Annotated in this window: 19 protein-coding genes and 2 pseudogenes; 6 read left to right on the top strand and 15 right to left on the bottom strand. The window is 64.1% G+C overall.

The features are described from left to right. Positions 1-60: 60 nt before the first annotated feature. The 4 genes from THIMADRAFT_RS25115 to THIMADRAFT_RS22315 are packed head-to-tail and all read right to left on the bottom strand — an operon-like array spanning position 61 to position 5,424. The gene (locus THIMADRAFT_RS25115; protein ID WP_007195399.1) at positions 61-1,257 is read right to left on the bottom strand and encodes an RCC1 domain-containing protein; all 1,197 of its coding nucleotides are present in this window, start codon (positions 1,255-1,257) and stop codon (positions 61-63) included. Positions 1,258-1,294: 37 nt separating this feature from the next. Further along, positions 1,295-2,257 (bottom strand): tetratricopeptide repeat protein, encoded by a 963-nt coding sequence (locus THIMADRAFT_RS22325; RefSeq protein WP_007195398.1) that lies wholly within the window; start codon positions 2,255-2,257, stop codon positions 1,295-1,297. Positions 2,258-2,296: 39 nt separating this feature from the next. Continuing rightward, positions 2,297-4,594, bottom strand: coding sequence for a hypothetical protein (locus tag THIMADRAFT_RS22320; protein ID WP_007195397.1), 2,298 nt, complete (start codon positions 4,592-4,594; stop codon positions 2,297-2,299). Continuing rightward, entirely contained in the window at positions 4,591-5,424 is an 834-nt protein-coding gene (locus THIMADRAFT_RS22315) for an AAA family ATPase (RefSeq protein ID WP_233490329.1), read from the bottom strand. Before THIMADRAFT_RS22315 ends, THIMADRAFT_RS22320 begins: the two co-directional genes overlap by 4 nt. Positions 5,425-5,752: 328 nt before the next feature. Here THIMADRAFT_RS22315 and THIMADRAFT_RS22310 point away from each other — a divergent pair, with 328 nt between their 5' ends. From THIMADRAFT_RS22310 to THIMADRAFT_RS28680, 5 genes and pseudogenes are all read left to right on the top strand, one after another. Continuing rightward, the gene (locus THIMADRAFT_RS22310; protein ID WP_007195395.1) at positions 5,753-6,202 is read left to right on the top strand and encodes a hypothetical protein; all 450 of its coding nucleotides are present in this window, start codon (positions 5,753-5,755) and stop codon (positions 6,200-6,202) included. Between the two features lie 485 nt (positions 6,203-6,687). Continuing rightward, complete coding sequence (locus THIMADRAFT_RS22305) at positions 6,688-8,070, top strand: serine/threonine-protein kinase (RefSeq protein ID WP_007195394.1); 1,383 nt, start codon at positions 6,688-6,690, stop codon at positions 8,068-8,070. Next, positions 8,031-8,786 (top strand): formylglycine-generating enzyme family protein, encoded by a 756-nt coding sequence (locus tag THIMADRAFT_RS25110; protein WP_007195393.1) that lies wholly within the window; start codon positions 8,031-8,033, stop codon positions 8,784-8,786. The genes THIMADRAFT_RS22305 and THIMADRAFT_RS25110 overlap by 40 nt, the downstream gene beginning before the upstream one ends. Positions 8,787-8,877: 91 nt before the next feature. After that, positions 8,878-9,144, top strand: coding sequence for a hypothetical protein (locus THIMADRAFT_RS27225; protein WP_007195392.1), 267 nt, complete (start codon positions 8,878-8,880; stop codon positions 9,142-9,144). Beyond that, a pseudogene (locus THIMADRAFT_RS28680) lies at positions 9,144-9,239 on the top strand (hypothetical protein); the annotation flags it as partial. The gene THIMADRAFT_RS27225 and the pseudogene THIMADRAFT_RS28680, both read left to right, overlap by 1 nt. 127 nt (positions 9,240-9,366) lie before the next feature. On the opposite strand, the gene THIMADRAFT_RS27220 reads toward THIMADRAFT_RS28680, so the two are convergent. From THIMADRAFT_RS27220 to THIMADRAFT_RS22235, 11 genes are all read right to left on the bottom strand, one after another. Further along, the gene (locus tag THIMADRAFT_RS27220; RefSeq protein ID WP_007195390.1) at positions 9,367-10,752 is read right to left on the bottom strand and encodes a tol-pal system YbgF family protein; all 1,386 of its coding nucleotides are present in this window, start codon (positions 10,750-10,752) and stop codon (positions 9,367-9,369) included. A gap of 277 nt (positions 10,753-11,029) precedes the next feature. Beyond that, positions 11,030-11,926 carry a peptidoglycan-binding domain-containing protein gene (locus THIMADRAFT_RS22290; RefSeq protein WP_007195389.1) on the bottom strand — a complete coding sequence of 299 codons (897 nt, stop codon included), beginning with the start codon at positions 11,924-11,926 and terminating at the stop codon, positions 11,030-11,032. 61 nt (positions 11,927-11,987) lie between these two features. Beyond that, positions 11,988-13,844, bottom strand: coding sequence for an ankyrin repeat domain-containing protein (locus tag THIMADRAFT_RS25095; RefSeq protein ID WP_139052965.1), 1,857 nt, complete (start codon positions 13,842-13,844; stop codon positions 11,988-11,990). A 127-nt stretch (positions 13,845-13,971) separates the two neighbouring features. Continuing rightward, entirely contained in the window at positions 13,972-14,307 is a 336-nt protein-coding gene (locus THIMADRAFT_RS22280) for a hypothetical protein (RefSeq protein ID WP_007195387.1), read from the bottom strand. A 290-nt stretch (positions 14,308-14,597) separates the two neighbouring features. Beyond that, positions 14,598-14,927 (bottom strand): hypothetical protein, encoded by a 330-nt coding sequence (locus tag THIMADRAFT_RS22275; protein ID WP_139052964.1) that lies wholly within the window; start codon positions 14,925-14,927, stop codon positions 14,598-14,600. Positions 14,928-16,026: 1,099 nt separating this feature from the next. Further along, positions 16,027-16,428, bottom strand: coding sequence for a hypothetical protein (locus THIMADRAFT_RS22260; RefSeq protein ID WP_007195385.1), 402 nt, complete (start codon positions 16,426-16,428; stop codon positions 16,027-16,029). Between the two features lie 357 nt (positions 16,429-16,785). Then, positions 16,786-17,133, bottom strand: coding sequence for a hypothetical protein (locus THIMADRAFT_RS22255; protein WP_007195384.1), 348 nt, complete (start codon positions 17,131-17,133; stop codon positions 16,786-16,788). Between the two features lie 232 nt (positions 17,134-17,365). After that, on the bottom strand, positions 17,366-19,282 hold the full coding sequence (locus THIMADRAFT_RS22250) for a hypothetical protein (RefSeq protein WP_007195383.1): 1,917 nt from the start codon (positions 19,280-19,282) through the stop codon (positions 17,366-17,368). 516 nt (positions 19,283-19,798) lie between these two features. Beyond that, positions 19,799-22,138, bottom strand: coding sequence for an SUMF1/EgtB/PvdO family nonheme iron enzyme (locus THIMADRAFT_RS22245; RefSeq protein WP_007195381.1), 2,340 nt, complete (start codon positions 22,136-22,138; stop codon positions 19,799-19,801). 121 nt (positions 22,139-22,259) lie between these two features. Further along, positions 22,260-23,141 (bottom strand): peptidoglycan-binding domain-containing protein, encoded by an 882-nt coding sequence (locus tag THIMADRAFT_RS22240; RefSeq protein ID WP_040733827.1) that lies wholly within the window; start codon positions 23,139-23,141, stop codon positions 22,260-22,262. A gap of 27 nt (positions 23,142-23,168) precedes the next feature. Then, a complete protein-coding gene (locus THIMADRAFT_RS22235; RefSeq protein ID WP_007195379.1) occupies positions 23,169-23,615 on the bottom strand; it encodes a transposase in 447 nt (148 codons plus the stop codon). A 195-nt stretch (positions 23,616-23,810) separates the two neighbouring features. Here THIMADRAFT_RS22235 and THIMADRAFT_RS22230 point away from each other — a divergent pair. Further along, positions 23,811-24,120, top strand: a pseudogene (locus tag THIMADRAFT_RS22230) (IS3-like element ISGur6 family transposase); the annotation flags it as partial.

The raw sequence follows: 24,120 nt of genomic DNA, 5'->3' as shown, positions 1-24,120 counted from the left end.
CTGCGGCTTATGCTGAACAATGGGTTACGCGCAAAAAGGGCGCGAATAGTCGAAGACGGGCTAACGCAGCGTAAACCCGAACATCTCTCCACCCGCGCGCTGCCGATGACTCACCTCCTTCGCGATTCCGATCGCGAGCACGCCGAGCACCGGAGGCGCCTCTTCGGCGAAGTTCTTCAGGAAGTCCACGACTGCCCCGGCGTCCCGAACCTCTGCCGGTTCGCCTTCCAGTGCTGCGGCAAGAACATCGCGGTTCAGCTCGATGAGCTCGCCGGCGACGATCATTAGACGTGGATTGTCCAGCAGGACGTTCAGGGCTTCTTCGGAATGGCTGTAAGCCAGCTCGGTATAGTGCCGCCCGCGCTCGGAACGCATCAGAACTTGATCGCGGTAGCTGCGCAAAAGTCCGAGTGTCGAGCTGTCGTCGAGCATCACACGATAGGCGGCGTCCCAAGGATCAGGAATCCCGGAGGGGATCGCGCTGTTCGGATTCCAAAAGTCGGCACCGCCTTCACCGTCGTTGTTCCGGCCGACCTTGACCAGGCTACCGTCGCGCCGCAGCCCGACGGTGTAGGCTCCACCCGCCACGATCTGCACCAGGTCGCGCCACTCGGCGACCTCGCACTGCCGGTAACGGTTGTCGCCCACCGCAATCGCGGTGCCGTCGCCCTTGAGCCCCACCGTGTGCTGTCCCCCGGCCGCAATCTGGGTCACGCCGTTCCAATCGGCGACATCGGTCTGACCGTAGTTGTTCAGACCCACGGCAACCACGGTCCCATCGGCCTTGAGGCCGACCGTGTGAAACCAGCCCGTCGAGACCCGGGTCAAGGCGCTCCACATCCACTGGGCGACGTCGGTCTGGCCATATCGGTTGGCCCCGATGGCGACTGCAGTTCCATCCGACTTGAGTCCGACCGTGTATCCAACACCTGCGGCGACCTGGATCAGGTCGTTCCAGCCATTCACATGTATTTGACCATACCAATCGTCTCCGCTCGCCACGGCGGTACCGTCGGCTTTGAGACCGACGCTGTGCCGAGCGCCGTCCGCGACTTGAATCACGTCGGCCCATTCGGCGAGATCAGTGCCGTCATCGTCATTGCGGTCCATCACGGCTGCGGTGCCGCCGGCGTGCAATCCCGGGGTTCCGCTGCCGCCGTCGGTCCCGTTCGACTCGGCTGCAACAGCCATGATCGGCAGAGAGACGACCAGCACACAGTATCGAGAATGCCGCAACAACCACTCGGAAACACGCATGATCTCAGCTCCGGGTTTTACCGAACCGACCCGCGTTTCAGGCCGGCAGCCCCCCGACGCGCACCTGTTCGTCAAGACCGTCAACCTCGCGAGCGATCCTGTACCTGAGCTTCCGCCGATAGGCGGCATCCTCAAGACGGTGCCGAGTCTTGACTTTTCGCGCAACACGCAGCGCCTGCTCCATCAGCCTCAATGCCAGATCGAGATCTCCGACGTGCTCGCGGATCCTGGCAAGGAGGACGAGCGTTTTACGCTGTCGCCAGTCCGCAGCCCTCGCGTAATAGCGATCGACCTCCTCGATCTCTGGCTCCAGCGACGTCGCATCGGGGAACCCGTAGAGATCGAGGCGTGCGCTCAGTAGGTTGGCTCGCGCATTGTTGGCACGGCCCGGCGCCTCGATCGCCGTGAAGCCGGCGACGGCCTCCTCGCAGCAGCGCTCGGCTTCGGACCAGAGGCCCCGCTGGGCGAGTGCGTAGCCGAGGTTATTGGCGTATTGGGCGATCTCGATGCGGTTGGAGCGCACCCGGGCCAATGTCAGCAGGGTCATGGACACCTCCGAGGAACCGTCGAATCGTCCACAGGCTTCAAGCGCACGCGCGAGGACCAGCCCGACCTCCCCGGCCAACCCGTTTTGCCCGGCGCGCAAGGCACGCTCGAAGACCTCCCGGAGGATCGACTCGTACGGATAAGACCCGGCCGGGATTATCGGCCAACCGCATTCGGGGATCAGTCCCGAGATTCGCGACAGGGTCGTGAGAGTCTCCCGCTCGGTCAAGGCACCGCCGCTCGCAAGGAGGTCGTCGGTTCGGCGCAAGGCATCCTGGACCCGGCCTTCCGCCCAAGCCCGCGCGATCGCGTCACGCTCATCGGCCCGGACGGCAAAGAGGTCCGCCGAGGAGGCGCTGCCGGGCCCCCCGTGCAGGACGGCATCCAGAGGCGCGTCATCGAAGAACAGGATCTCGCGATGGCCCGGATTCGGTTCGGTATCGTTCGGGTGCATGGATCGGCGCTCCGACAGGTGGAATTCGGCGGGGCATGCTTACCAGAGGTAATGCCGCCACGCCGTCGGGATCAGCTCGCGGTAAGCGTCTTCCGGCTCGCCCAGGACGTCGCCCGGGTGTCCGTCGTAGACGATTCGGCAGTCCTCACCCTGAACGCGCCCCGGGACCATCTCGATCCGGCGCACGCGCGCGACATGGGCCTTGGAGAAGGCTGTGATGGGAACGCGAACAATGGTTTGGCCCCGGCGAGCGGCGTGGTCGCGGATTGCCGACGCCGGGCTGAAATCAATCGGGGCCACCAGCGTCAGGGTACGGCCGCCGAATGCGAGCCCGACCCGAAGCAAGCGATCCTGCCAGGACAGATCCGCGAGGCAGGGTCCGCCATCGCGCGCAAGCGCATGTCGAAGCTCCATCGGAAGCTCGTTGCTGAACGCATCGCTGTAAATGGGGGTGAGCCTGGACCGGGTTCGGAGGATCCAGTCGGCGGCCTGGCGAAGACTGGGACACTGCGGACGAAACAACAGCCAGCCGCGTGTCAGGTAGGTCCAGATGCCGCTCCTCTCGGCATTGCCGCTGAGGTCGGTCCCCCGATCATCGGTGAACAAGACGAGATCGGCCATGTTTTCTCCCGCACCATCCCGTCGTTCTTCCAGCGCTGCACGGTCCCGACCTGCATGGAGCAGCCAGGTCAGAGGTGTACGCAGAACGGTCATTTCCCCATGGCGCGGCCCCCCAGTGTCGAAGATCCAAACAACCGGAAAGGCATCGGTCATGGAGGTCGGCGTACGCGTCGGCGCGAGGCGGGAGTCGCGAACCATCAGCCGATCCTGCCCACGGGCGAATTCGCGCAGTGTCCGACGCACATCGATCCCATCGAGCAGCTGTCCCGTGAAGGACTCCGTCACCCTCACGCGTTGCGTTTTTCGGACGTGACCGCTGGCCTGCGCGCTCAAGGCCGTCGCCAAACGCTCCCAGGGCCGCCAAGAGAGCATCGACGACCACGCAGACCCGTCCGAGCCTCGATGAGATTCCCAGTGCGATTCGGCGATACGCACGAGGCCCGGATTCGGCACCAAGATCCCGCCCCCCTGGACCAACCCGGCTCGAAAGGGACGCCCTCGCCCGCTCAAGGTCACATCCCCCTCCTTGCCCTCGCGGTTGTCAAGCAGTTGCTCGGTGTCCGGGAATTGGGCGGGCTTGGCCCAGGGGAACCGCGTCAAGGCGCGCCCCAAGGCGTCCGAGAGCGGTTTCGGGAGCGCCGCTTCGGCGCATCGCATCACCAAGCCCAGGTTCGGGAACCGGCGCAAGGTCAGCTGCATTTCGGCCGAAAGGATGTGCGTGAAACGGCCCAAGGCGCGCCAATCCTGTCCGCCTTGCTCTTGGGACGCCCCAGGGGTACGGGTATAAACGTGCTCCAATGCCTTGCCGAGCAGTGCCTCGTGACACGACGGCGGATCCTGCTTGGCCGGCCCGCCGCGCAGAGGATGCGGACGATTGCGCTCCCAAAGCCAAGTAATCGTCGGCCATTCCATAGACTGAACGGCGATGCCGGGATGCACGAGCGTTCTTCGCCAGGTGCCGACCTCGGCGTCATCGGCTTCAAGACCGACCGTTGCAGGTGCCAGCGAAGGATCCTGCAGCAGCCCGGCCAATCGGACCCAGTGGCCCAGACCACAGGTGAACAACACCCGGCGGTGTCGGGCCAGGACAGCAAGCAGCCGCGCGGCCATGACGGTCTCGCGACGCCCGTCGATCAGGGGGTCGGTATCGCTCAGGGCCCGCCGCCCGTTGCGCTCGGCATAGTCTCGAATGGCGCCTCGGGCCAACCAAGGATCTTCCATCAGCACCGGGCTGGGGTTGCTCCGAGCCGAGATCTCAAGATCGACGCCGTAGACCGGCACGTTCAGCTCGCAGGCGCACCGCAGGGCCTCGACGATCGAGTCGGTCGGCGACAGCTGCATCACGGCCAATCCGGTGAAGCTCAGCTCCTCCTGCAGCAGCGCGGGCGGCAGCCGGTGCAGCTCGCGACCGGTCTCGCGCTGCAAGGTCAGTGCACGCTCGCGCATCGCCGGGTGCAGCAGCTGATTATCGCGATGCAGACCGAGCATGCAGGGCAGCCGACGCCGATGCTCGGGTCCGACCCCAAGCTCCTGAAGCCAGGCGCGCGCTGCCGCCGTGGCGGCGGGGCCCAGCTCCACCGCAATCGCATCCGGGCGCGAGCTCAGATCCCGGCACACGGCGTTGACCGCCTCGGCGAAGGGCAGTCGAAAATGCACGGCAGGCACCGCAAGCAGGGTCGCGCCGCGGATCTCGAGCCGGATCGCGTTGTCGTTCATGTGGTGGCCCTCGTGTTGACGCAGATCCTCAAGAACGCCTCTTCGAGATGCCGCGGCTGCACCATCAACATCACCCGGTCGGTCGCTTCATCCGTCAGCCCCGCGTCGACATCCGCGAGCCCCATCGCGAGGCCGAAGACATGGAGTGTCTCGCGCGGCGACGGCAGGGTTCCGTCGCGATGGGCGTCCCAGAGACGCCAGAACTGGGACATGAGCTCGTCTTTCGCGCCGATGCGCTCGAACCGGCTGCGAACGATCCGGCCGATCTCGCGCCGTCCGGGCAGGCCGATCTGAATGACCGGCTGCAGACGCGAGCGAATGAAGTCGGGCAGCCCCTCCGCATCCAAGTCCACCGAGTTGGTCGCGGCGATGAATCGAAACCCCGGATGCGCGAGAATCCCGTCGCCCAACAGGTTGGAGAAAAGGGTACGGCGCTCGTCGGTGACCGAGGCGAGCGGCGCCAGGGCGCGTGGACGCATCTTGCCGATCTCGTCGAACAAGACGATCCCGCCCTCATGCATCGCGGTCGCCGGCGACGCCAGGATATAGTCGAACTTGCGTGTCGGATCGTCGCTGCTGCGCACCGCACAGGAGATATCATCGGCCGTGACGTCCTCATGGCCTTGCAGGATCCAGAGCCGCTTGCCGGTGATGCGGGCCAGCTCGTAGACGATATGGTTCTTGCCCACACCCGGCGGACCGACCAGCAGCGGCGCCATCGGCGGCATCCCCGGCTGCTGTTGCCAGGCCGCCAGGACGGTGCGCAGCACGTCTTCGTGGCCGATCAGATCTCCCGCGTGCCGGGCGCCCGCATCATAGGAAGGGCTCAAAAAAACGTGCTTTCCCCCGAGCTCTATGCTGGAAAGCGAGGTCATGCGGCTCGTCATCATTCGGCGTGCTCCCGAGGCGTGGCTTCGGATGGACATCCTCCGTGCCACTCGACAGCCTGCCGAGCAGCGCATTCCGGACCGCCATCCCCCACATTGTGCGTGGCAGGAGATGCCGAGGCCGGTGTCGAGGGCCCTTATGCCCCGGAGTAGTGGGCTGGATTAGAGCGATGGACGCGACCGCGCGAGGCAGCGGCCGGTCGCGCCGAAGTCGGATCTGGATCGGCGCCGACAGTCGGGGTGACCCGGGGACATGCGGAGGGTGAAGCAAATGCAGGAAATCTATGTCTCCACCGACATCGAAGCCGATGGACCCATCCCCGGACCCCATTCGATGTTGAGCCTCGGGTCCGCGGCCTTCACGCCGGACGGCACCCTGATCGAGACCTTTGCGGCCAACTTGACCCTGCTGGACGGCGCATCCGGGCATCCGAAGACCATGGCCTGGTGGCGACGCAATCCCGCGGCTTGGGAGCAGTCAAGACTCGATCCGGCGGCGCCGTCCGAGGTCATGCCGCGCTACGTGGCCTGGCTCAAGGCCTTGCCCGGCAAGCCGGTCTTCGTGGGCTACCCGGCCGCCTACGATTTTCTGTTCGTCTACTGGTACCTAATGCGATTCGCGGGCGAGAGTCCCTTCAGCCACTCCGCGCTCGACATCAAGACCTTCGCCATGACGATGCTCGATCTGCCTTATAAAGCGTCTTGGCATATCCAAGGATGATCCGCAAGTCCGTAGACAACCTACGAACCGCAATCTCATCGAGATCGCTTGGAGCGATGAGGACGAAGCTCGGGGTCGAACCGCGGCCGAGGCGGCCGCGGCGATCGAAAACGCCCAAGCCGCTTGGATCGGTGCGTGTGAAGCAAGTGGTGCGTGCGTGCCACACCCGAAGACCCCGACGCGACGCGCGGCCTGATTCCGGCGGATGGATGGAGCCGGCCGTCTACGATTTGGGGCTAAGTCTATCGTGGCCGCCTCGCGGTCGATCCCTGCGTTCGTGGTTGGGTCGTCTCCCTCCGAGACCGGATCACTTCGAATCGAGCTCCTCGGGGCGGATGCTCGGGTGACTCTGCGCGGCTGACGGCGTAGACCAGCCATGCGCTTGCCACGTCCTGCAGACACCGGCTAGACCCGGACCAGAACCATGCGGCGCACGTGCGTTGCGAATCGCGTCTTCTTACAGCATCTCCGGGGGGGCGATCCGAATGACCTTGGACGAGGCTCGCGAACGGCGTCTACAGGACCCGCCTGAGGGTGACGACTCTCATGAGCGTAAGCTCATCGACGTGCTCATGGCGACACCGGACCCGGCAGGGGTGCTGACCCTGGCCGAGGCCTTGGCGCAAAAGCACCCGAGCTCGGCGGAGATCATCCAGGCGCTTGCCGGGCTGTCTCCGGAAACGGACGCCGACAAGATCGAGGCACTCTGGGGCGCCCTGGCAGACCGTCCCGACGTCGCCCTGGCGGGCGTCCTCGCCAAGCTCGGATGGCCCGCACGACGCCCGCCCCCGCTCGAAACTGTCCGTCGCGTTCTCGTGTTGACGAACCTGAGATACAGGGTGAACCTGGTGCGTGCAGGGGCTGCCTTCGCCGGCGCCATCCCGCCTGACGATCTGGCGGCCAACGATCGCCTCTATCTCGCCTGGACGCGGTGCCAGTGGTCCGAGCTCATCCCGCGGCTGAGCGAGCCGGATCGCCGGCCGGGTCCCGCCGGTGCGATTTCCCTCGCACGCGCACTCAGAAGACCCGGTCATCCAGCCGGCAAGTTGCTGCTGCAACTGTCCCCGACCCGAGACGGCGCGCAGATCGAGGCCCTGTGGCGGGAGCTCGCGGACGGGCATCGGCCTCAGTTGGCGAGTGTTCTCGCCGATCTTGGTTGGCCGGCGCCACGCCCGGTCCCGACCGCCCTCGCCCACGCGATCCTGGACCTGGCGGTCATGTACGCCGCGACGGACGTGATGCGAGCGGTGGTCGTCTTGGCCAGGGCGATCCGCCCGGACGATGCACTGCTGAACGATGCGATCTTCGCCGCTTGGGCGCGATGTGAGTCGCGGGCGCTCGAGCGACTGATCGCCACGCAGGGGCGGCATGCGGCCACACCGGCGCTGGAGGCACTCTACACCCTCATCACGGGTGATCTCACGCGCCTCGCATTGTTGCAAGACGAGGACGGGACGCTGTTGGCCCAGGTGTTCGCAGTGGCTCCGGAACCCTTACTGAGTCGCATGTCACGGATACCAACGCCCTGCTGCGCATCCTCGATGCGTTTCGAGCCGTCGTTGCCGATGCCGTCGTTGCCGATGCCGTCGCGGCAACGGCAGCCGGGCCCGCGAGTCCGATCCACGCACCGCAAGGCCGCAGGCGCGTCCTGCCGCGGCCGGCCGGAGTCGCCTCCCGAGGCGGTGACCGCTGTCTCCTCAGAGATAGCAAGCGCCGCGGATCCGTCATCAGACCACCCCTCGCGGTCAACGTGCGGGATGGCTCGGTCATGGTGCTCGTGCCGGCGGGGGAGCTCAGGATGCAGATCCAACCATGCGGACCCCGTCGGGTGCTGCTGTCCGCGTATTGGATCGGCGTGTACGCAGTGACCAACGCGCAGTATCTGCGTTTCGTCGAGGCGACCGGACACCCCCCACCGGACCACTCCGAGCTTCGCGCCGCCCCGGCGGTGTGGCAGGGCCGCCGCTTCCCGGCAGACAAGGCCGACCATCCGGTAGTCTGCGTCTCCTGGCATGATGCACTCGCCTATGCACACTGGGCCGGGTGTCAGCTCCCGACCGAGGCGCAATGGGAGAAGGCGGCCTGCGGACCCCGGGGGCTGAGCTTTCCGTGGGGCAACGCCTGCGACGCGACACGCGTGCGCTACCACGGCAGCCGAGGCAGCCACACCACCTGTCCGGTCTCTGGGTATCCGCTCGGCGTCTCCGGGTACTGGACCTACAACCAGAGCGGCAACGTCGAGGAATGGTGCGCGGATTGGTACGCCCTCGATCCAGACGCGCCGGAAATCCCGGACGATGAGAACGCCCGGGACCAGGATGTGGATGCGGACAATGCGGACCATCCGGCGGATGAGATCGATGAATGGTGGGAGGACCAGTCGGAATCCACCGATCCGCCCCGGCCCCTCGACCCCCAAGGACCAAACCAAGGAGCCACCCGGGTCGCTCGGGGCGGAAGCTGGAACAACCTGTCCCCGGAGTATCCCCGGTGCAGCAACCGCTGCGATTACCATCCCACGGTCTGTCGCGGGTATTTGGGGTTTCGACTCGTCAAGCCGGCCGCGCCGTCCGGGCGCTCATGACTGCAAACAGGCGTTTCGGGGTCTGGAACTCACCGCCAGGCTTTCCAGCCGGGCCGATCTGTACAACCTGGTCAAGGCCGAACATCTGGCGATGCGTCTGGCGGATCGGGCAGGCGCGGACGTTGGCGCGGTTGCCCTGACCCAGGCCCTGCACCGCACCATACTACTGGTCGAGAGTATCGAACGCGTCCGCGATCGCACGGGATGGCAGCGCCGGATCATGTTCTTCACCCCTATTCTCATCGGCCTGCGCAAGATGGAAGCGCCCTTGGCCAGCTACGAGGATCTGGCGCACGGCGTACGCCGAGAATTCGCCGATTCGCGTCAGGCACTCGTGGAGCTGAATGGAGCATTGTGATGAATGTCGTTTCAGACAATACCGACGAGCGTGCCCGCAATCACGCAGCCTTCTGCAATGGCCAAAGCGATCGGCTGACCCCGGCCTACGACATCTGCCCACAGCACCGCACCGGCGGCGAGGCCAGTCGGGCGATGCTGGCCAAAGGTCAGCAGTGCGACCCCCGACTGACCGCGTGTTTGGAAGCGACCGCAGCATTCTCGTATGATGATCAGTCCCTATTTAATACTTCTTTTCTCCGGCTGTGCCCGTGCCTTTGCCCCCTACCAACTCCCAAGAGGCGTTTTCTGAGAATGATTCCCTACTCAAAGCATAAAGCGCCCTGGCTCCGCCCACGCCTCGCAATAAGGACGAAAGTGCGATTAAGTGAACAACCGCCCAACCATAGAAAACTGGCTCAACTGCGACGTGTGAACTAACGAACGAAACGGCTACTATGGACAAGACTAAGGCGGTATCAACGGCCCATGCCAGGGATGCGAAGATCAATATCATAAGCCCAACCAGTGGCGGAGCTCTTCCTGCGGCCAAGGCTACCAACAGCACCACAGCCCCTGTTGCTATAATGTACACAACGTCTTCCTGCGCGAGGTCCAGTAGGGCAATAATCTGAGCCGCTTCCAAGAGTCCGATAATTAAAGTCGAAATACCGATGAACCATAGCCAACCAACCGCGCTCGCAAAACGCTGACTAGCATCGAACACAGTAGGCCAGACGAACGAATGAATCAGCCAATAGAGTGTCAGAATCCCAACAACCCAATAGGGGCCGAGCCTATACAGGTCGGGGATGCTTGGAGCTAAATAAACACCCCGTGGGGCATTACTGAAAAAGAGTATCCCAATCAACGCAATTGGCCACACAGGTAGCCATGGCAACGGGTTTGCCCCAAGAAACCTGAGCTGGACTTTCGCTGCCTTTCCGAGATCGGAATCCGGCTTCTCATCCACCTGTTCCCGAAAAAGCCTCCGTGCTTCATCGTAATTTCCCTCCGCATACTTTCCGCAAGCCTTCTCGAACTTGCTCACGGCCATCACCGCTTGATCGGCGGCCTTATCAAGATCCGCTACCCCGCGACGGGATCGCGAGTCCAACAACCTTGAGGCGCCAGCCAGGATAGAAAGAGATCCGGCAATTAAAAAGACCACGCCGCCAAGGAGGGCTTGCATCGACCCTTCGGCGGAAACCGTGCTCATGTAGAGAAATAAACACCCTAATGCAACCGCAATAACGCCTACGAACAACTCCCTAAATGGACTGCTCCCTTTCTTCTTATCCGACAGAGCCTGACCCGGAGTTAAATCTCGAGTGCCCCCTAAAGCACTACTCCCAACCGATAGGTCGTCTGCAACGTCCACTTCCTCGCAGCCGATCCCAAGTTCTCGGCGGGGATTCGCCTCCAAAGCGATCAGAAGTCCATCACGACGAACGATCACTGTTGCGGAGTCTTTGTTTCTTCGCTGAGCAGAATAGACGGCATTGGACAGTTGCAGGTTCGTCCTAACGGGAGCACCGTCGTAGCTAAGTATAAGGTCCCCCATCAGCAGCCCAATATCCTCACCTTGGGCGCCGCCATTAATTCTACAGACCTTCAGGCACTTAATCATAGCTCTCCCCGACACCCCCGATTAATCAAAGAGTTTCTGGACGAACCGTCCTTGCTCATGGGAATGAGCCAACGCACACCCAAGTTCACGACATCAAGGCCGAATCACCGAGCAATGTCGCAAAGCATCCCGTCCCTTTCAGCTCCGGTCGTTTGCCGCACGGGATCTCCGCAAAGCTGGCGAAGAGCCATTCGACTACCGCATTCGCGTCTAACCAGTCATCATTGCCGAAATACGTTCGAGCCAAGGAACCCTTCCCTGTTCCTGGAACGAAAAGCTAGGGGTCCTGTTCCAACCACTCCTTTAGTGTCTCGTCGGCTAACTCGCCCCGAATCGTTGCTCGATCACTCCAAATCTTTCTAGCTTTTATGTCGATACCCGCCTCACTACAAATCCGCATCGCCCTTGCAACCTCCGGCTCATTGATACTGCGGGTCGCAGAGAAACCGTCCTGACTCTGAATCAACACCGCGAGTTCTTCAAATGTGGAATTGTCGGTGACGATCCAGATCGCCGCCTGCAGTACCGGATATGACGCCCCTGAGGAGGAGAACACAGGAAACAGTTTGGGTAGTTCGGACGTTCCCGGTAGCTTCTGAACCTTGAGTCGCACGTCGCCCCCGGGAATTCCTCTTTGACGGTCTGTGCTCGCAGCCTGGATACTTATTGAAACCCAGTCCTCGCTGTTAAGACTGCGGATAACCTCCTTGGTAGTCAGCATGTTCTGTAGATCTGGAGACCCCGCGGTAAAATAGGTGCCGAGTGGGATACGTACGCTGATCGAGTAAGGCCTCCCTGACCGCAGCTCGATGCCGACTAGATCCATTGCCCGAGCGGACGCTTTGACCTCTACCTTCCCGGCGTCGATCAAGTCATGGATGTCCTGAGGAGTTCCCTCCGTGCCCGGAATATCGATCTCCAAGCGCGCTGCAGTTTCAGCATCGAGCCGCCCGCTAGAAGGCAAACCACCGGCTTCTTGAAACGCCTTCAGGGCGGCTTCTGTTTTTCCTCCCCAATATCCATCCGCTGGTCCCGGACTAAATCCGGCAATCAGCAACTTTGCTTGAAGATCCGCAATGATCGGATCGGACACTGATGCCCGAACTTCCAAGGTCGAAGTTAAGCCGACAACCGACACGACTACGCACAGAAGTATAAGCTTACTAACGTTCATGCCGTCTTCTCCCTGATGGTGCAATAGGGAACACCGCTTCGTTGCCGCGATAACCGGCTTCTCAGTCTGGCCCGGGGAATTGTCTTAGTAAGTCACACGCTTCGACAAGCCCGTTCGCTTCGCAGTAGGACAAGAGCGTTCTCCCGCGCTGATAGGCGGGCACGACCTCCCCAGGTTCTCCTGGTCCTTGGATGAGTCGCCACTGCAACGCATCATATCCGTCAGGAGCGGTTGTGGGAGCCTTAAAGCCCTGAATGACCACGAGGGCCTGATTGGCACCCTTCCGCAACTGCTTTTCCAATTTACGGAGATCAGCGCCATATGAGCCGGGTCGTTCGAGATCCGCAGCAAGCGGAATCAATTTGTCCCCGACGATTTTGACTGATAGGTTCACCTGCGGAGCCATTCGCTGCAGCGTCTTCCCAAGCTCCACGGCCGCTACCAGGTCTTTTCCTATAGCTTTATAGTAGATAACCTGCCGTTCAGCTTCCGACACCTCCTGGTCCGGTTTCTGCGGCTGATCCCTCGCTATCGACGGATGGGAAGCGCTTGCCAACTGCTCGCCATTGGCTGCGGCGCTTGCATCTTTCGATTCGAAGAAGAGGAGGCGAAGCGTTGGTGGGTCAGGGTCGCCAGTCACATCGAGGCCCGCTGTTTTCTGATATCTCGCAAATGCATCTCGGGTCTTGGAACCCAGTTCTCCGTCGACAACTAAGGAGCCGAACCCTCCTTCCACGAGTTTGGATTGGATCATGTTGATGGCGAGCGGGATCGGGTTTGAGGCGGCGGTCAAATCAGGCCCTGCAGCCAGGAGCACTCTGACGGCATCCCGGTGACCAAGATGCGCTGCGACTTCCAAGGCTGTGGCCTCGTTCCTCCCTTCTTTCGTGGAGCTCGCGGCTTTAGCGTCGATGTCGGCATTTGCGGCCACCAACGCTTTGATAATCTCTGAATGTCCTCCAGCGGCTGCATTGTGTAGCGCGGTGGCGCCGTGACTTCTCCTGGCATTGACGTTCGCCCGGGCACGCACCAATTCGGTGACGACCTCCACGTCCCCGGAATGGGCTGCCGCCATGAGGGCTGTCGTGCCGTCATCAGACGTGTCGTCGACGGCCGCCCCATTGCCGAGCAGAAGATCCACGACGCCGCGGTTCCCGGGCCGCAGTACCGCTTGGATCAGGGGCGTGAAGCCCCCTTTTGCTTTTGTGTTCACGTCGGAGCCGGCGTCGATCAGGAGTTTCACAAGGTCCGGCCGCCCGGTGCTGACGGCGGCGTACAGTGCGGTCGCGCCGTTACCGTTCATCGCTTTGACGTCGGCACCGGCATCAAGGAGCCGACTTGTGACTTCGATATTTCCAGCAGCTGCCGCGGGAATGAGGGCGACGGAGCCATCCTGCCGCTTCGCATTGACGTCGGCCCCTGCTTTGAGAAGAGCATCTAAGACATCGAGATCATTGAACTGTGATGCGATTAAAAGCGGCGTAGTACCGTCATCTCGGGCGAGATCCGGGTCGGCACCGGCATCTAATAAAGCCTCGACAATCTCGGAATGGCCGGATTGGGTCGCTTGGGTTAGGGCAGTAATGCCTTTCTTAGCTCTCGCGTCTGGCTCTGCGCCGGCGGCGATGAGTACTTTGACGACTTCCGTATGTCCGGCTTGGGAAGCCGAGATGAGTGCCGTGGAGGCGTCGCCGGCGCGAGCATTGACTGGGACTCCCGCGGCGAGCAGACGTTCAACGTCCGCCCCATCGCCGGCGAAGGCCGCTTGCACGAGGTCATAGCCTGGGTCCCCGCAAGCATTTCCAGACGCTCCGATCGTTATGGCTATGCCAATGACGGACAGCCTTTTGCAAAAGCCATTTCGACGATTACGTTTCGACGGCCGATGGATTTCGAATGCTTGATCGACAGTATTCATGTTCTGCTCGAGATCCGCTGTTTCCAAATGAATTTAAGGTTAAAGTTTCGGTACATCTCTTCCTTTTACAACCAGAGCGCAGGGGCGGCTAAGAGCCTTAGTTCTCGTCGCACTATCCACGCCGCACTCAGACCATGACACCGAGTATGAAAAATCCGCCGCCAATTATCGTCATAAGCAATGCGGCACGGTTCACGCTCTTACGCGTCATCTCTCGCTTTTCCGAATCGCTGATCTCGCTGAGATTCTTTGCGAAAAATGCCGCTGTGATCAAGATCAAAGCTACCCCCAACCCGATTGGCCACAGGATCGGCCCGAGACCAAACAACGATGCCATTCCGTACGTAAAAAGCAGCCCACCACTGTAACCCTTAGAAGATGAGGACGACGATAGCAGAACGCTTACAATCAGAGAGAAAATTACAAAGCCAAATAGGAGTGCTTGAGCTTCTTCTTGTGACATGATTGAACCTCGTTGAGCAAAACGGTCGTTGATTTGAAAGCGCGGTAGATTGCGTTGAAACGGACGAGTGGTTCCTTACGACAACAACTCGGCCAGGGCACTTGGCAGCCAGCAATCAAGATGTCCTCTTCGCAAACGGCTCCCGTTAAGAGTAAGGCTCTCTCCGGAGATTCCTTCCCGTAAGTCGCCAATGGCTTCCAAAATGACCTCTACGAATTTGGCGATGTTCGCAGGCATGGCTATTTCTATTTCTGTTCGTTGTTGTGCTGTTGTATTGGATTATTGGCTCATTAACCGTAGCCGCTGGAAGATGCTTTCCACGGCGGCGCAGTTGCCCGCTGCTTGTCGACGAAGAACCGTGGGTGTGCGCTGGATGGCGGCATCAGAGGACTGACCGGCAGGGGCTGGTTGCCGAGGGCGGGTCGGCCCAGCAAACTCCAGCACCCTTCGAGCACGTCGGTGGACTCCGGCGCCGCGATCGGCCAGGCGGAGACCAAGAACGGGAGGGCCATCTCGGCGACCGGGTTTCGCAGCAGTGCCGCTTCGGTCGCTTGGCCGATGAGGTCGTCTTGACCCGCCCGTTCGGACGGGTCCGGCGCGAGCGTGTCCACGAACCGCAAACCGATACCTCCGAACCCGCCGGGGTGCTCCGCCTGAGCGGTCGTGGGGGCCTCGGCAAACACCCCAACGCCCGGGAAGAACCAGGGTCGTGGACTGACCGCTGATCAGTGTTGGTGGCGGGCTGTTGTGTGTGTCATTGAGCATGGTTGCGGGGGACGAAGCTGCCGTGGATATGAATGGATTAACCAGATAAACCGTCTGTAAATACTTACACCATTCGACGCTGGTGTCGATCTGTGTTGGTCGAAGCGACGCCTCTGTCGCGAGCGAGAACGCGACATTCGATCCCTGCCGACGGACCTCCCTGCGGCTTGTTGCCCCGAGGCCGTCGCACACCGGGGCCAATAAGGCCGCGCCTGCCTTCTGCCGCGATGCCGGATCGATAGAAACCATCGGGAGCCGCGACCCGCACCGCGGTTCGGGACTCGAAGTCACGCAACCGATCTTGTTTCTCCTCGCGAACGCAGTGACTGTCTCGCTCCCGCGAGGATGCCCCATCCCGCTCCGGACCTCGTTACGAAAGATCCAGCCGTTCGAGCTCACCATCGAATCGATCCTCGCGTTGAACGAGCGTGCAGGTCGTCATAAGGCCAACTCGCACCCCCGGTATGGGTAACCCGTGTATCCCTGGACCCTCAAACTCGCGTAGTGGGCTGAGAGACTCCTGCCGGTCGGAGCGCGATCGATTGCCCCTGCCGCGAATGGGCACATCGAACGGGATGACGATCGTGCCGAAGAGTGACCGGAATGAACTGCCGAGACCGTGCGCACCGCTTGAGGCGCGCACACCGGCCGCCCGAACCCATCGACATCCGCCTGCCCATTGCGACGGTTACCCGACGGCTCCGACCTTGGCGCGTCTGACCGGCTCGGAGGATCTGAAGATGAGCGTGCCGGCCGCATGAAACCGTTCGATCGCGTCGGCCGGACACTGCGTAGCGGCTGGCTCGCCCGACCGCCTGTGCGCCTCTGTCCATCTCATCCCCTTGGAAATCGCCTCGCATTCACGTTCAAAGCGCCATTTTTGTTCATCTCGACCTTCCGACAGACCCTCGAAATAGCATCCATGCCGGCATGAGTAGAGACCGTCGAGCACTGTCAACGCCGCTGCAACAACCCATACACGACCAATCCGACCACCATCGAAAGCGCAGCGTGGGACATGATCCATTCGCCCCAGGCGACGGAGGCGTTTCGTGACTCGACGCCATAGCCGTTTCGCGCGACACTGGTTGCGACAAGTGCGACGGACTCGCCGAGCGGTAATTGACTCGCGTAATCGTCCATATCCGGCTTGAGATGGAGCACGAAAGCCGGTTCTCCGCGGGGCAGCGGTCGACCAAGAATGAGTGGCGAGAGTGTCACGATATCCGGAGTCGCCAAGAACTCGCCCGTCGAAAGTCGAATGACTGCTCCTGGCTCGCGCCACGGAAACAGCAGCAGGGTCGAGATGAACAGGACCGCGGCGGAGACGGAGCAGGCCAACCATACATTTCGCATTATGATCTCGACGCCTTGAAGATCCCGGTCTCGGGGGGTTCGCACCTGTCCGCGACATCACGCCTGCCTCGACTCGATGTTTGCGCTACTCGGGACCGCGGGCGCCGTTCTCACGGGAGGCAGCGGACGACCAGGGCAGGATCTGTCGTTTATCAGTAGTGGGCTGAGATCAACGCTTCGCGCGGCGCCTCGGCGAGCGAAGAGGTCGCTATCGGTGCTGGGGGTGTCCGTGATGGCGCACACCCTGTCGGTTGGGGTCGCAAATGACCCAGCCCGAGGAACCCCTGGCGGCCCGCGACGTCGACAGATGGGCGATCGGCGAACCGTCGCGCGCGTCCGCGCCGGCAGGCGTGAACCTCAGAGCGAGCTGCGCGACCGTGTGGACACGTTCCCGGAACCGGTCTGAACGGTGATGCGGCTCTGGTAGTCGGCGCCGTCCTCGAAGGTGCGCACCGGCGTCACGTTCACCGTCTCGTTGTTGCCGATGGCGAGGAAGTAGTCCCCGGCACACAGATTGCTGAAAACGACGTGCCCGCCGGAGCTTTGGCGGGTCGCCAGGACGCGCGAGGTTCCAGGGGAACCGGCACGCAGCTCGATCGACACCCCCTCGCCGAAGGTTACCAGGGTGATGTCCCAGGTCGTGTCGCAGGCCTGCGCGGCAGGCAGCAGGGTCAGACCGAGGGCCAGCAGGACGGATCTTGACATCGCATGCACTCCAGCAGGGGATCGCGTGGAATCGGGGCGCGTGACCTGATCCCTTGTTGTCAGACGCCCGGCGCCGGGAGCCGCCTCGACAGATCCTCGTAGTGGGCTGGCGCTGATGCTGCCCCGCGCGGCAAGCGCCGCGTCGGATCGGCCGCGGGTCCGGGCGCGCTGATTTCCGGCCCTGCCCGAGTCTGGCCACACCGGCGTCGCCGAACCCGCCCCGCCGCACCGGTCATGCCGGAATCACCGGCGGGCGATCGGTGAAGATCACCCGCCAGTCCAGCACCTCGTCCACCATCAGACGGGCGGCATCGTACGCCACCCGCGTCACGTCCGCGGAAAGCAGCGCGGGCTGGCCCTCCAGGGCGGCGATCTCACCGAGCAACTGCTCCAACTGTCGGGCCATCGCCTGCGAGCGCTTGGCGATACGCGAGAACTCGCCCTGATTCTTGATCCCGTGAAGAGCGGCGCCGAAGGCCGGCAGGCCGGCGCAGGCGAGGGTCAGGATGGGCCCCAGGGTATGCAGGGCGGGGATCAGGTGGGCGACGATACAGACGATGGTCGCGATCAGCAACCAGAGCGCGAACCGATGCAGCGAGTGGTCGATTTCCTCGGAATGGCGGGCGCTGTCCGCGTGGAAGGCACGCTGCCCGGCGATCACCTGCTTGAGATAGGCGAGACAGCTCCGGAGATACACCTGGTCGACCCGCGCATTCGGCAAACCGGTCGCGCGTGCGATCCCGCGCATGTGCCAGGCCATCCAGGTCCGGCTCGGGTTGCCGTAGGTCTCCCAATGCGCAGGCATGCGCGGCAGCGGCCAGTGCCCGGCGAGAGGGATGAGAAAACGCAGTTGCCGAATCATCTCGGCGAGCAAGCGGTAGTCCATCCACCGGGTATGCCAGTGCCGGTGCCGGGCACCGAAGATCAGGATCAGCACGATGCCTATCACCAGCAGCTCGGCGCCGTTTGCAAAGGTCGCAAACCCGGGGATCTCGACATAGGCGCCCACCGCGCCGGGCAGCAGGGCCAGGGTCACCGCCACAGCGGCCAGCAGATACGCCAGGACATAGGAGCTTCGATAGACATCCGCGTAGAGCCCGGAGAGCTTGCCCGCCCAGGCGTAGTGCGGTCGAAGCTGCCGGTTCACCCAGCCGGCCACATCCGGCGCATCCGGCCAGTCGCGCAGCGCCGCCTGCTCGAAATCGGGCACCCGCAGCGGCGGCACCCGCAAGCGATGCGCCCCGTGCAGCTCGCGAAAGACCCGCCAGGCGATCGCGAGATTCAGGACGGGTCGACGTTCCTTGCGATAACAGTCGAAGAGCGACTCGCGGTGGGCCGGGTGGTCCAAGTGCGTTGCCGGCCCCATGGTCGGCGGCAAATCCAGGATCTCGTCCACGAGTGCCCCCAACCCGGTCCAATCGGGTGCCTCGGCGACGCACACGCCAGCGGGACCAGCTAGGCTCGGCACGCGCCCCAACTCGGCGTGTGTGCGCACCAGCAGCCAGCCGGCGGGCGCGCGTGGGTCGAGCCACAGCACCGGGATCCGCGCCTGCACCGCATCGTGAATTAGGGCATCCAGCCCCTCCGCGCCAGGGGGCTGCCCATCGCCGCGCACCGCGATCAGGAGATCCGATTGATTGAGCACCACGCGCCCCGCCGCGAGATGGGCCCCCGCCGGATCCGCCCTGTCACCTTCCAGCTCGAACCGGGTCAACCCGCCGCAGGCCTCCGCCCGCACCAGCAGCGCACGAACGCACCCGAGTGATCCGGGCTGGTGCTCAGGCGCATCATGAGCGTCACCCTCGGACTCCGCTTGGGCGAAGGGAAAGGCGCAGCAGAGCGCATAGCCCAGATCCAGTGCCTGCTCGCCGAAGACGCGGTCCGCGCCCTGCGCGAGCCGCGTGACCGCCCGGAGTGTCGGCGCGGACTCCGCATAGAGTCCGGGATGGGCCCGCTGAAAGTCGACCACGGCCGTTCGCACCGCGGCAAGGATCTCGCCCAGGATGCCCGCAAGCCGGTCAACCCCGGTCCCGTCCGTCCACTCGATCGGCCCAGCGAGAAGCCCGACCCGGAAGGCCAGCGACGCCGAGGGCGGCGAGCGCGGACGGGTAGGTGACTCGGAGGCGATGCGCCGGGGCGCTGCGGTCATGGCGGATCTCCGCGACGGACTCGCCCCGACGACGTCGGGATCCAAGGGCCGTCGCCGAAGAGAGTATAGCCACCGCCCGGGATCCCGGTCGTACACCCTGCACTTGAGACGATGCTGCTCGGTCCTCCGATCGAGGATCAGACTTGAACACAGGCGCCCGCGAGAGCTCTCCCGAGGGATCGCGGAGCCGGATGGGAATGCCCCGAGCGAGACCGATCGATTGATCTGACCGCAGCCCGCAGGACGTGCAGAGCGAGAGCAGTGCCCGTCGTCCCGGCCACCAATCAGGCACCATGCGGCGCGACCCCGGAACGGCAACCACGCGCGAGCCCGGGCGGACAGAAGGCCCGCATCGGAGCCGGAAAGGTGGGCATCGCTCCCGCTCTGCCAATCCTACGCAAGACAAGACGGGCTGTACGCGAGACGCCGACGCGGCCACCAGGGGGCTCCGCCCCCTGGACCCCCAATCCATTCGGATGCATGCCTGAAACGCTCCTGCTATCAAGGGGTAAAGAGTTAAGGGGATAAGGTCCTGGCGAGACGAAAACCGAAGTAGTGGCTGCGGTCTTCGGGTCGGTACCGGAGGCGGAACGCCGCCCTCAGGCTCCTCGGGTCGCCGCCCCAGCAGCCGCCGCGCACCACCCGATTGGACTCGCCGCTTGTCTCCCAGGCGCGCCCATCCGCAGGCGCGCCGGCATAGCTCCTGTGATAGGTGTCCTGGACCCATTCCCAGACGTTCCCGTGCACCTCGTGCAAACCCCACGGGTTCGCCGGCAAGCTCCCTACCCGAACCGTCTTCACTCGGCACACCCCGGTCTTCGCACCACAGTTGGCGTAGTCAAGGTTGCCATCGTAGTTGGCCTGGTCCGTGTGAATACACTGCCCCGTCCAAAATGGCGTCCGCGTCCCCGCGCGCGCCGCATACTCCCATTCGGCCTCGGTGGGCAACCGATAAGCCAGGCCAGTCTCTTTCGACAGCCACTGCGCATAGGCCGCCGCATCGTCCCAACTCACATTGATGACCGGACGCTCGCCGCGTCCCCAACCGGCATCCGAAGGGTTGTCTCGACCTGTCGCCTCACAGAACGCGTCGTACTGACCGAACGTCACCGCCGTCTTGCCGATCGCAAAGGGCGCGATCCGCACCCGATGCTGTGGACCCTCGTCACTTGAGCGCCCTCGCTCATACTCCGAAGAGCCCATCCAGAACTCCCCGCCCGGCAGCGCGATCATCTCGGGCTCGAAGGCTTGCGTGGGCTTAATCAGCGTCGGTCGCTCGAGCGCTGCCACCTTCAGGATAGTCGGCGCGCTCCGCTCCGCCACCTCCGGCTCGGTCGCGCGAACCACGGACGGCGCCGTGCCCGCCTCGCCGCCCGCGCCGACACGCGCCACCAACCGACGCCGGCGCCACAGCAGGGTCACGCCCGTCAGCACCAGCAGCACCATCCCCGACGGCAGCCAGGACGGCAGCCCGGCCCGCTCGGACGCCAGAGACAGATCGGCCCACCAGCCCCACAAACCGCGCGCCGCCGGCAACGCCACCGCCACCTGCGTCCAGCGCGCCGCCTCCACCGTCGGAGACTCGCGCACCCGACCATACCCTTGCGCCGACACCTCGAGCGCATGCTCCCCGGGCGCCAGGCCGCGCAGCGCCAGCGGCGCACCGGGCGCGGCACGCCCGACCGCACGGCCGTCCAGACGGACCTCGGCGGCGACATCGACGTTGACCTGCAGATGTCCGGGCTGCGTGCGCGCCGCGCCCGGGGCCGCCAGTCCGCTCGCCAGTGCGATGGGACCAACCGCTCCGGGCGCGCGATCGAGCACCAGCCGGTAGCCGTTGTCGGGGGCCCGAATCACCCCGCCGGGACCGTACAGCGGCACCTCGCTGCGCCGACCCGCACGCAGGTCCTCGGCCCCGCTGTGCACGCTCCCGCCCCGAATCACCGCCGCACCCACCTGACCGGGATAACGCCGGTCGCGATTCAGCCCCAGCTGCAGCTCTTCGACGTTGCCGTAAACATCATGCAGACCCAGCGGATTGGCCGCGCGATAGCCGATCGGGCGCACCCGCCCGTCGGCATTGTCGGCGAACCAGGCGTGACCGCGCAGCCCCTCGGGCATCGGATACAGCGGCGCGGCAAACTGCTCCGGGGTGACCTTCACCCCGCCGCGCGCGGCATACTCCCACTCCGCCTCCGTCGGCAGGCGCGCCATCACCCGATCCCCGTCCGCCACCCGCGGCACGCACAGCACGAGCGCGCTCGCGCAGTCGGGCACCCCCGCGGCCCGCTCGGCCAGCCAGACACTCCACCCCGCCGCCGCCTGCACCGCGTCCTGCCACGCCACCCGACCCTGCACCCGACGACCGGCCGCATCGACCGCCGGACAGGACCCGCCCGAGGCTGCCTGCAGCGCCGCATGCTGCAATGCGGTCACCTCGTATTTGCCCACCAGCAACGCCGGCTGCCCCGTCCCCTCGCCCGGGGCGCGATACGCGAACGGACCGCGCAGCCCATACAGCGCGCGTGTCGCCGCGCTCGACCCCGCCGGCACCGTCCCGTCCGCCGCCACCCAGCGAAACACCATCGCCCCGCCGCAGGGCACCGGCACCAGTACGTCGTCCACCTCGGCCTGCGGGTTGTAGAGATCGCGATCCCAGGTGATGCGCAACGCCTCGGCCGCGGTCGCCGCGGCCGCGGGGATCAGCGCGGCGACGAGCGCCACCGCGGGCAGCCGCCGGAGGACCGGCCGCATGCCCGAGGCAGGGAGCCGCCCGCGCAGCGCGCGCAGCAACCCCGGAACCGGCGCGCACGGCGCTCCGAGCGGGGCAAACCCGGGGGCGCGGAGTCTGAGCATGGCGTCGCTCTCGTAGGACGGGCAAAGCCCGCATGATGTGCTTGAAGGCGATCCCCGACGGTGCGCGGGCGTGCCCGTCCCGCCCGCTTGAGAGCGACCGGGCACGGTCAGATCGCCGAAATCACTTCTGCTCGAGCCAGCGTTTTAGATCCGAATCGCCCAATTGCGCGGCGATCTGTTTGCGGTCGCGCCAGATCGCCTTGCGCTCCACATCGATCCCGGCCTCATCGCAGAGGCGCATCGCGCGCGCGGCATCCGAAGCGTCGATGGCCCGAGATCCCATGTTCTGGATCAAGATTCCGAGATCCGCGTAATCGGCATTGTCCGTCACGATCCAGACCGCCGCCTGGCGCACCGCGAAACCAACCTTCGCCCGGTCCAAGACCGGCATGAGTCGGCCGAGGTCGGCCTGTTTGGGCGACCGCCGAACCCTAAAGCTGTCTCCGCCGTCCGGAACGTTCCTGGGACGGTTGGCGCACGCCGCAGGCATCGCTACCGTCACCCAGTCATCGTCGGTGAGCCTGATCGTTTCCGCTCCCGTCGCTACCATGTTCTGCGAGGCAGCGTTTCGCGACACGAAAAAGGTACCCACCGGGATCCGCACACTGACCGGATAGGGAACCCGCGGCTTGACCTTGACCAGGACCTGTTGGATGCCGCTCCACTCGGTTTCGACCGTGATCTTACCCGCAGCGAGGAGGTCGACGATATCCCCGGGGGACTGATCCACGGCGCCGAGGTCCAGATCGAGGCGCCGAGCGGTCGTCTGATCCAATCGTCCGTTCACCGTTAGCCCCTCCTGCTGCTGATACGCCCGCAAGGCTTGTTCCGTGTTCTTGCCCCAAACGCCGTCGGCCGGGCCGGGGTCGTGGCCGGACTCGGCCAACTTCGTTTGCAGACTCGCGATCAACGGATCGGCGGGCGCGGCAAGCGCCGCCATCGCGAAACCGATCAGGCAACAGAACAACAACATCCGTATCGAGGGCTCTTTGAGATGGATCATTTGTTGATCTGAAGTTTCTCGTTTTCCTCAGGCGACCAGCCCCATGACTGCAGCGATGAGGGGATTTCGGGCGCCGTGGCCGGGATCGCCGCAATCGACCCCGAAACCCACGTCGGCGAGATCATGGGCGAGCGTTCGGCGCAGGTCGGCGAAGGCATATTCGGTACGACGTGCGGCGGCGTATCGCCGCGCGGGGGCCTGCTCTAAGCTGGCCCCGTAGATCCAGGTGATGGTGGTGGCCGCCATGCAGAACTGGAGATGGTTGGTGACCGCATCGGGATTGCGGGTCTGCGTCTGGGCACTGCCGATCTCCTGCTTGATTTCTCTGAATCCGGCTTCGATTTTCCAGCGCGCCCCATAGATTTCGATGATTTGCGCAACCGTCAGGGTCAGGTCCGTGGTCACCAGCGCGATCCATTGGGTGCGTCGGTAGACCCAGACCACGCGCACCCGGCAGCGCAGGGTCTTGAGCATCACCACCTGCTCGGCGGCCCCAGGTGTCAGGATAGATGTCGCCTCCCTTTGGGAGGATGTGTGGGAGGATGGGGCATCACCGACCCGGGGCTTTGCGCCCTCCGGGGTCAGCCGGGAAGGAGCCCGTAGGGCGACTGAACGGCTGACCCCGGAGGGCGCGACGCAAGCGCCCCGAGGCATGACAAGGCGACCGACATGACGACCTATTCGAGTGAGCTGAAAGACAGCATCCTGACGAAGCTGCTGCCGCCCAACAACGTCGGCGTGCCGCAGTTGGCCGCGCAAACCGGCATCCCGCGCGACACCCTCTACGGCTGGCGGCGCGAGGCGCTGGGTCGGGCCCGTCGACCGCGGGCATCGACGGTACCTGACGCCACGCTCGACAGCGAGGAGAAGTTTGCCGTGGTGGTGGAGACCGCCACTCTCAACGAGTTGGAGCTGGGCGCGTACTGTCGACGCAAGGGCCTGTTCGCCGAGCAGATCAGCGCGTGGCGCACGACCTGTC

This window comes from Thiocapsa marina 5811, assembly GCF_000223985.1.
Classification (GTDB): domain Bacteria; phylum Pseudomonadota; class Gammaproteobacteria; order Chromatiales; family Chromatiaceae; genus Thiocapsa; species Thiocapsa marina.
This window is presented reverse-complemented; position numbering and strand designations above follow the sequence as displayed.

Coding starts and splice junctions, on each gene's coding strand:
- THIMADRAFT_RS22260 (WP_007195385.1), bottom strand. CDS start 16,428: ATGCGAAATGTATGGTTGGCCTGCTCCGTCTCCGCCGCGGTCCTGTTC.
- THIMADRAFT_RS22245 (WP_007195381.1), bottom strand. CDS start 22,138: ATGCTCAGACTCCGCGCCCCCGGGTTTGCCCCGCTCGGAGCGCCGTGC.
- THIMADRAFT_RS27225 (WP_007195392.1), top strand. CDS start 8,878: ATGCGTCTGGCGGATCGGGCAGGCGCGGACGTTGGCGCGGTTGCCCTG.
- THIMADRAFT_RS22280 (WP_007195387.1), bottom strand. CDS start 14,307: ATGTCACAAGAAGAAGCTCAAGCACTCCTATTTGGCTTTGTAATTTTC.
- THIMADRAFT_RS22290 (WP_007195389.1), bottom strand. CDS start 11,926: ATGAACGTTAGTAAGCTTATACTTCTGTGCGTAGTCGTGTCGGTTGTC.
- THIMADRAFT_RS25115 (WP_007195399.1), bottom strand. CDS start 1,257: ATGCGTGTTTCCGAGTGGTTGTTGCGGCATTCTCGATACTGTGTGCTG.
- THIMADRAFT_RS22235 (WP_007195379.1), bottom strand. CDS start 23,615: ATGCTCAAGACCCTGCGCTGCCGGGTGCGCGTGGTCTGGGTCTACCGA.
- THIMADRAFT_RS22325 (WP_007195398.1), bottom strand. CDS start 2,257: ATGCACCCGAACGATACCGAACCGAATCCGGGCCATCGCGAGATCCTG.
- THIMADRAFT_RS25095 (WP_139052965.1), bottom strand. CDS start 13,844: ATGAATACTGTCGATCAAGCATTCGAAATCCATCGGCCGTCGAAACGT.
- THIMADRAFT_RS22320 (WP_007195397.1), bottom strand. CDS start 4,594: ATGAACGACAACGCGATCCGGCTCGAGATCCGCGGCGCGACCCTGCTT.
- THIMADRAFT_RS22310 (WP_007195395.1), top strand. CDS start 5,753: ATGCAGGAAATCTATGTCTCCACCGACATCGAAGCCGATGGACCCATC.
- THIMADRAFT_RS22240 (WP_040733827.1), bottom strand. CDS start 23,141: ATGATCCATCTCAAAGAGCCCTCGATACGGATGTTGTTGTTCTGTTGC.
- THIMADRAFT_RS27220 (WP_007195390.1), bottom strand. CDS start 10,752: ATGATTAAGTGCCTGAAGGTCTGTAGAATTAATGGCGGCGCCCAAGGT.
- THIMADRAFT_RS22255 (WP_007195384.1), bottom strand. CDS start 17,133: ATGTCAAGATCCGTCCTGCTGGCCCTCGGTCTGACCCTGCTGCCTGCC.
- THIMADRAFT_RS22305 (WP_007195394.1), top strand. CDS start 6,688: ATGACCTTGGACGAGGCTCGCGAACGGCGTCTACAGGACCCGCCTGAG.
- THIMADRAFT_RS22250 (WP_007195383.1), bottom strand. CDS start 19,282: ATGACCGCAGCGCCCCGGCGCATCGCCTCCGAGTCACCTACCCGTCCG.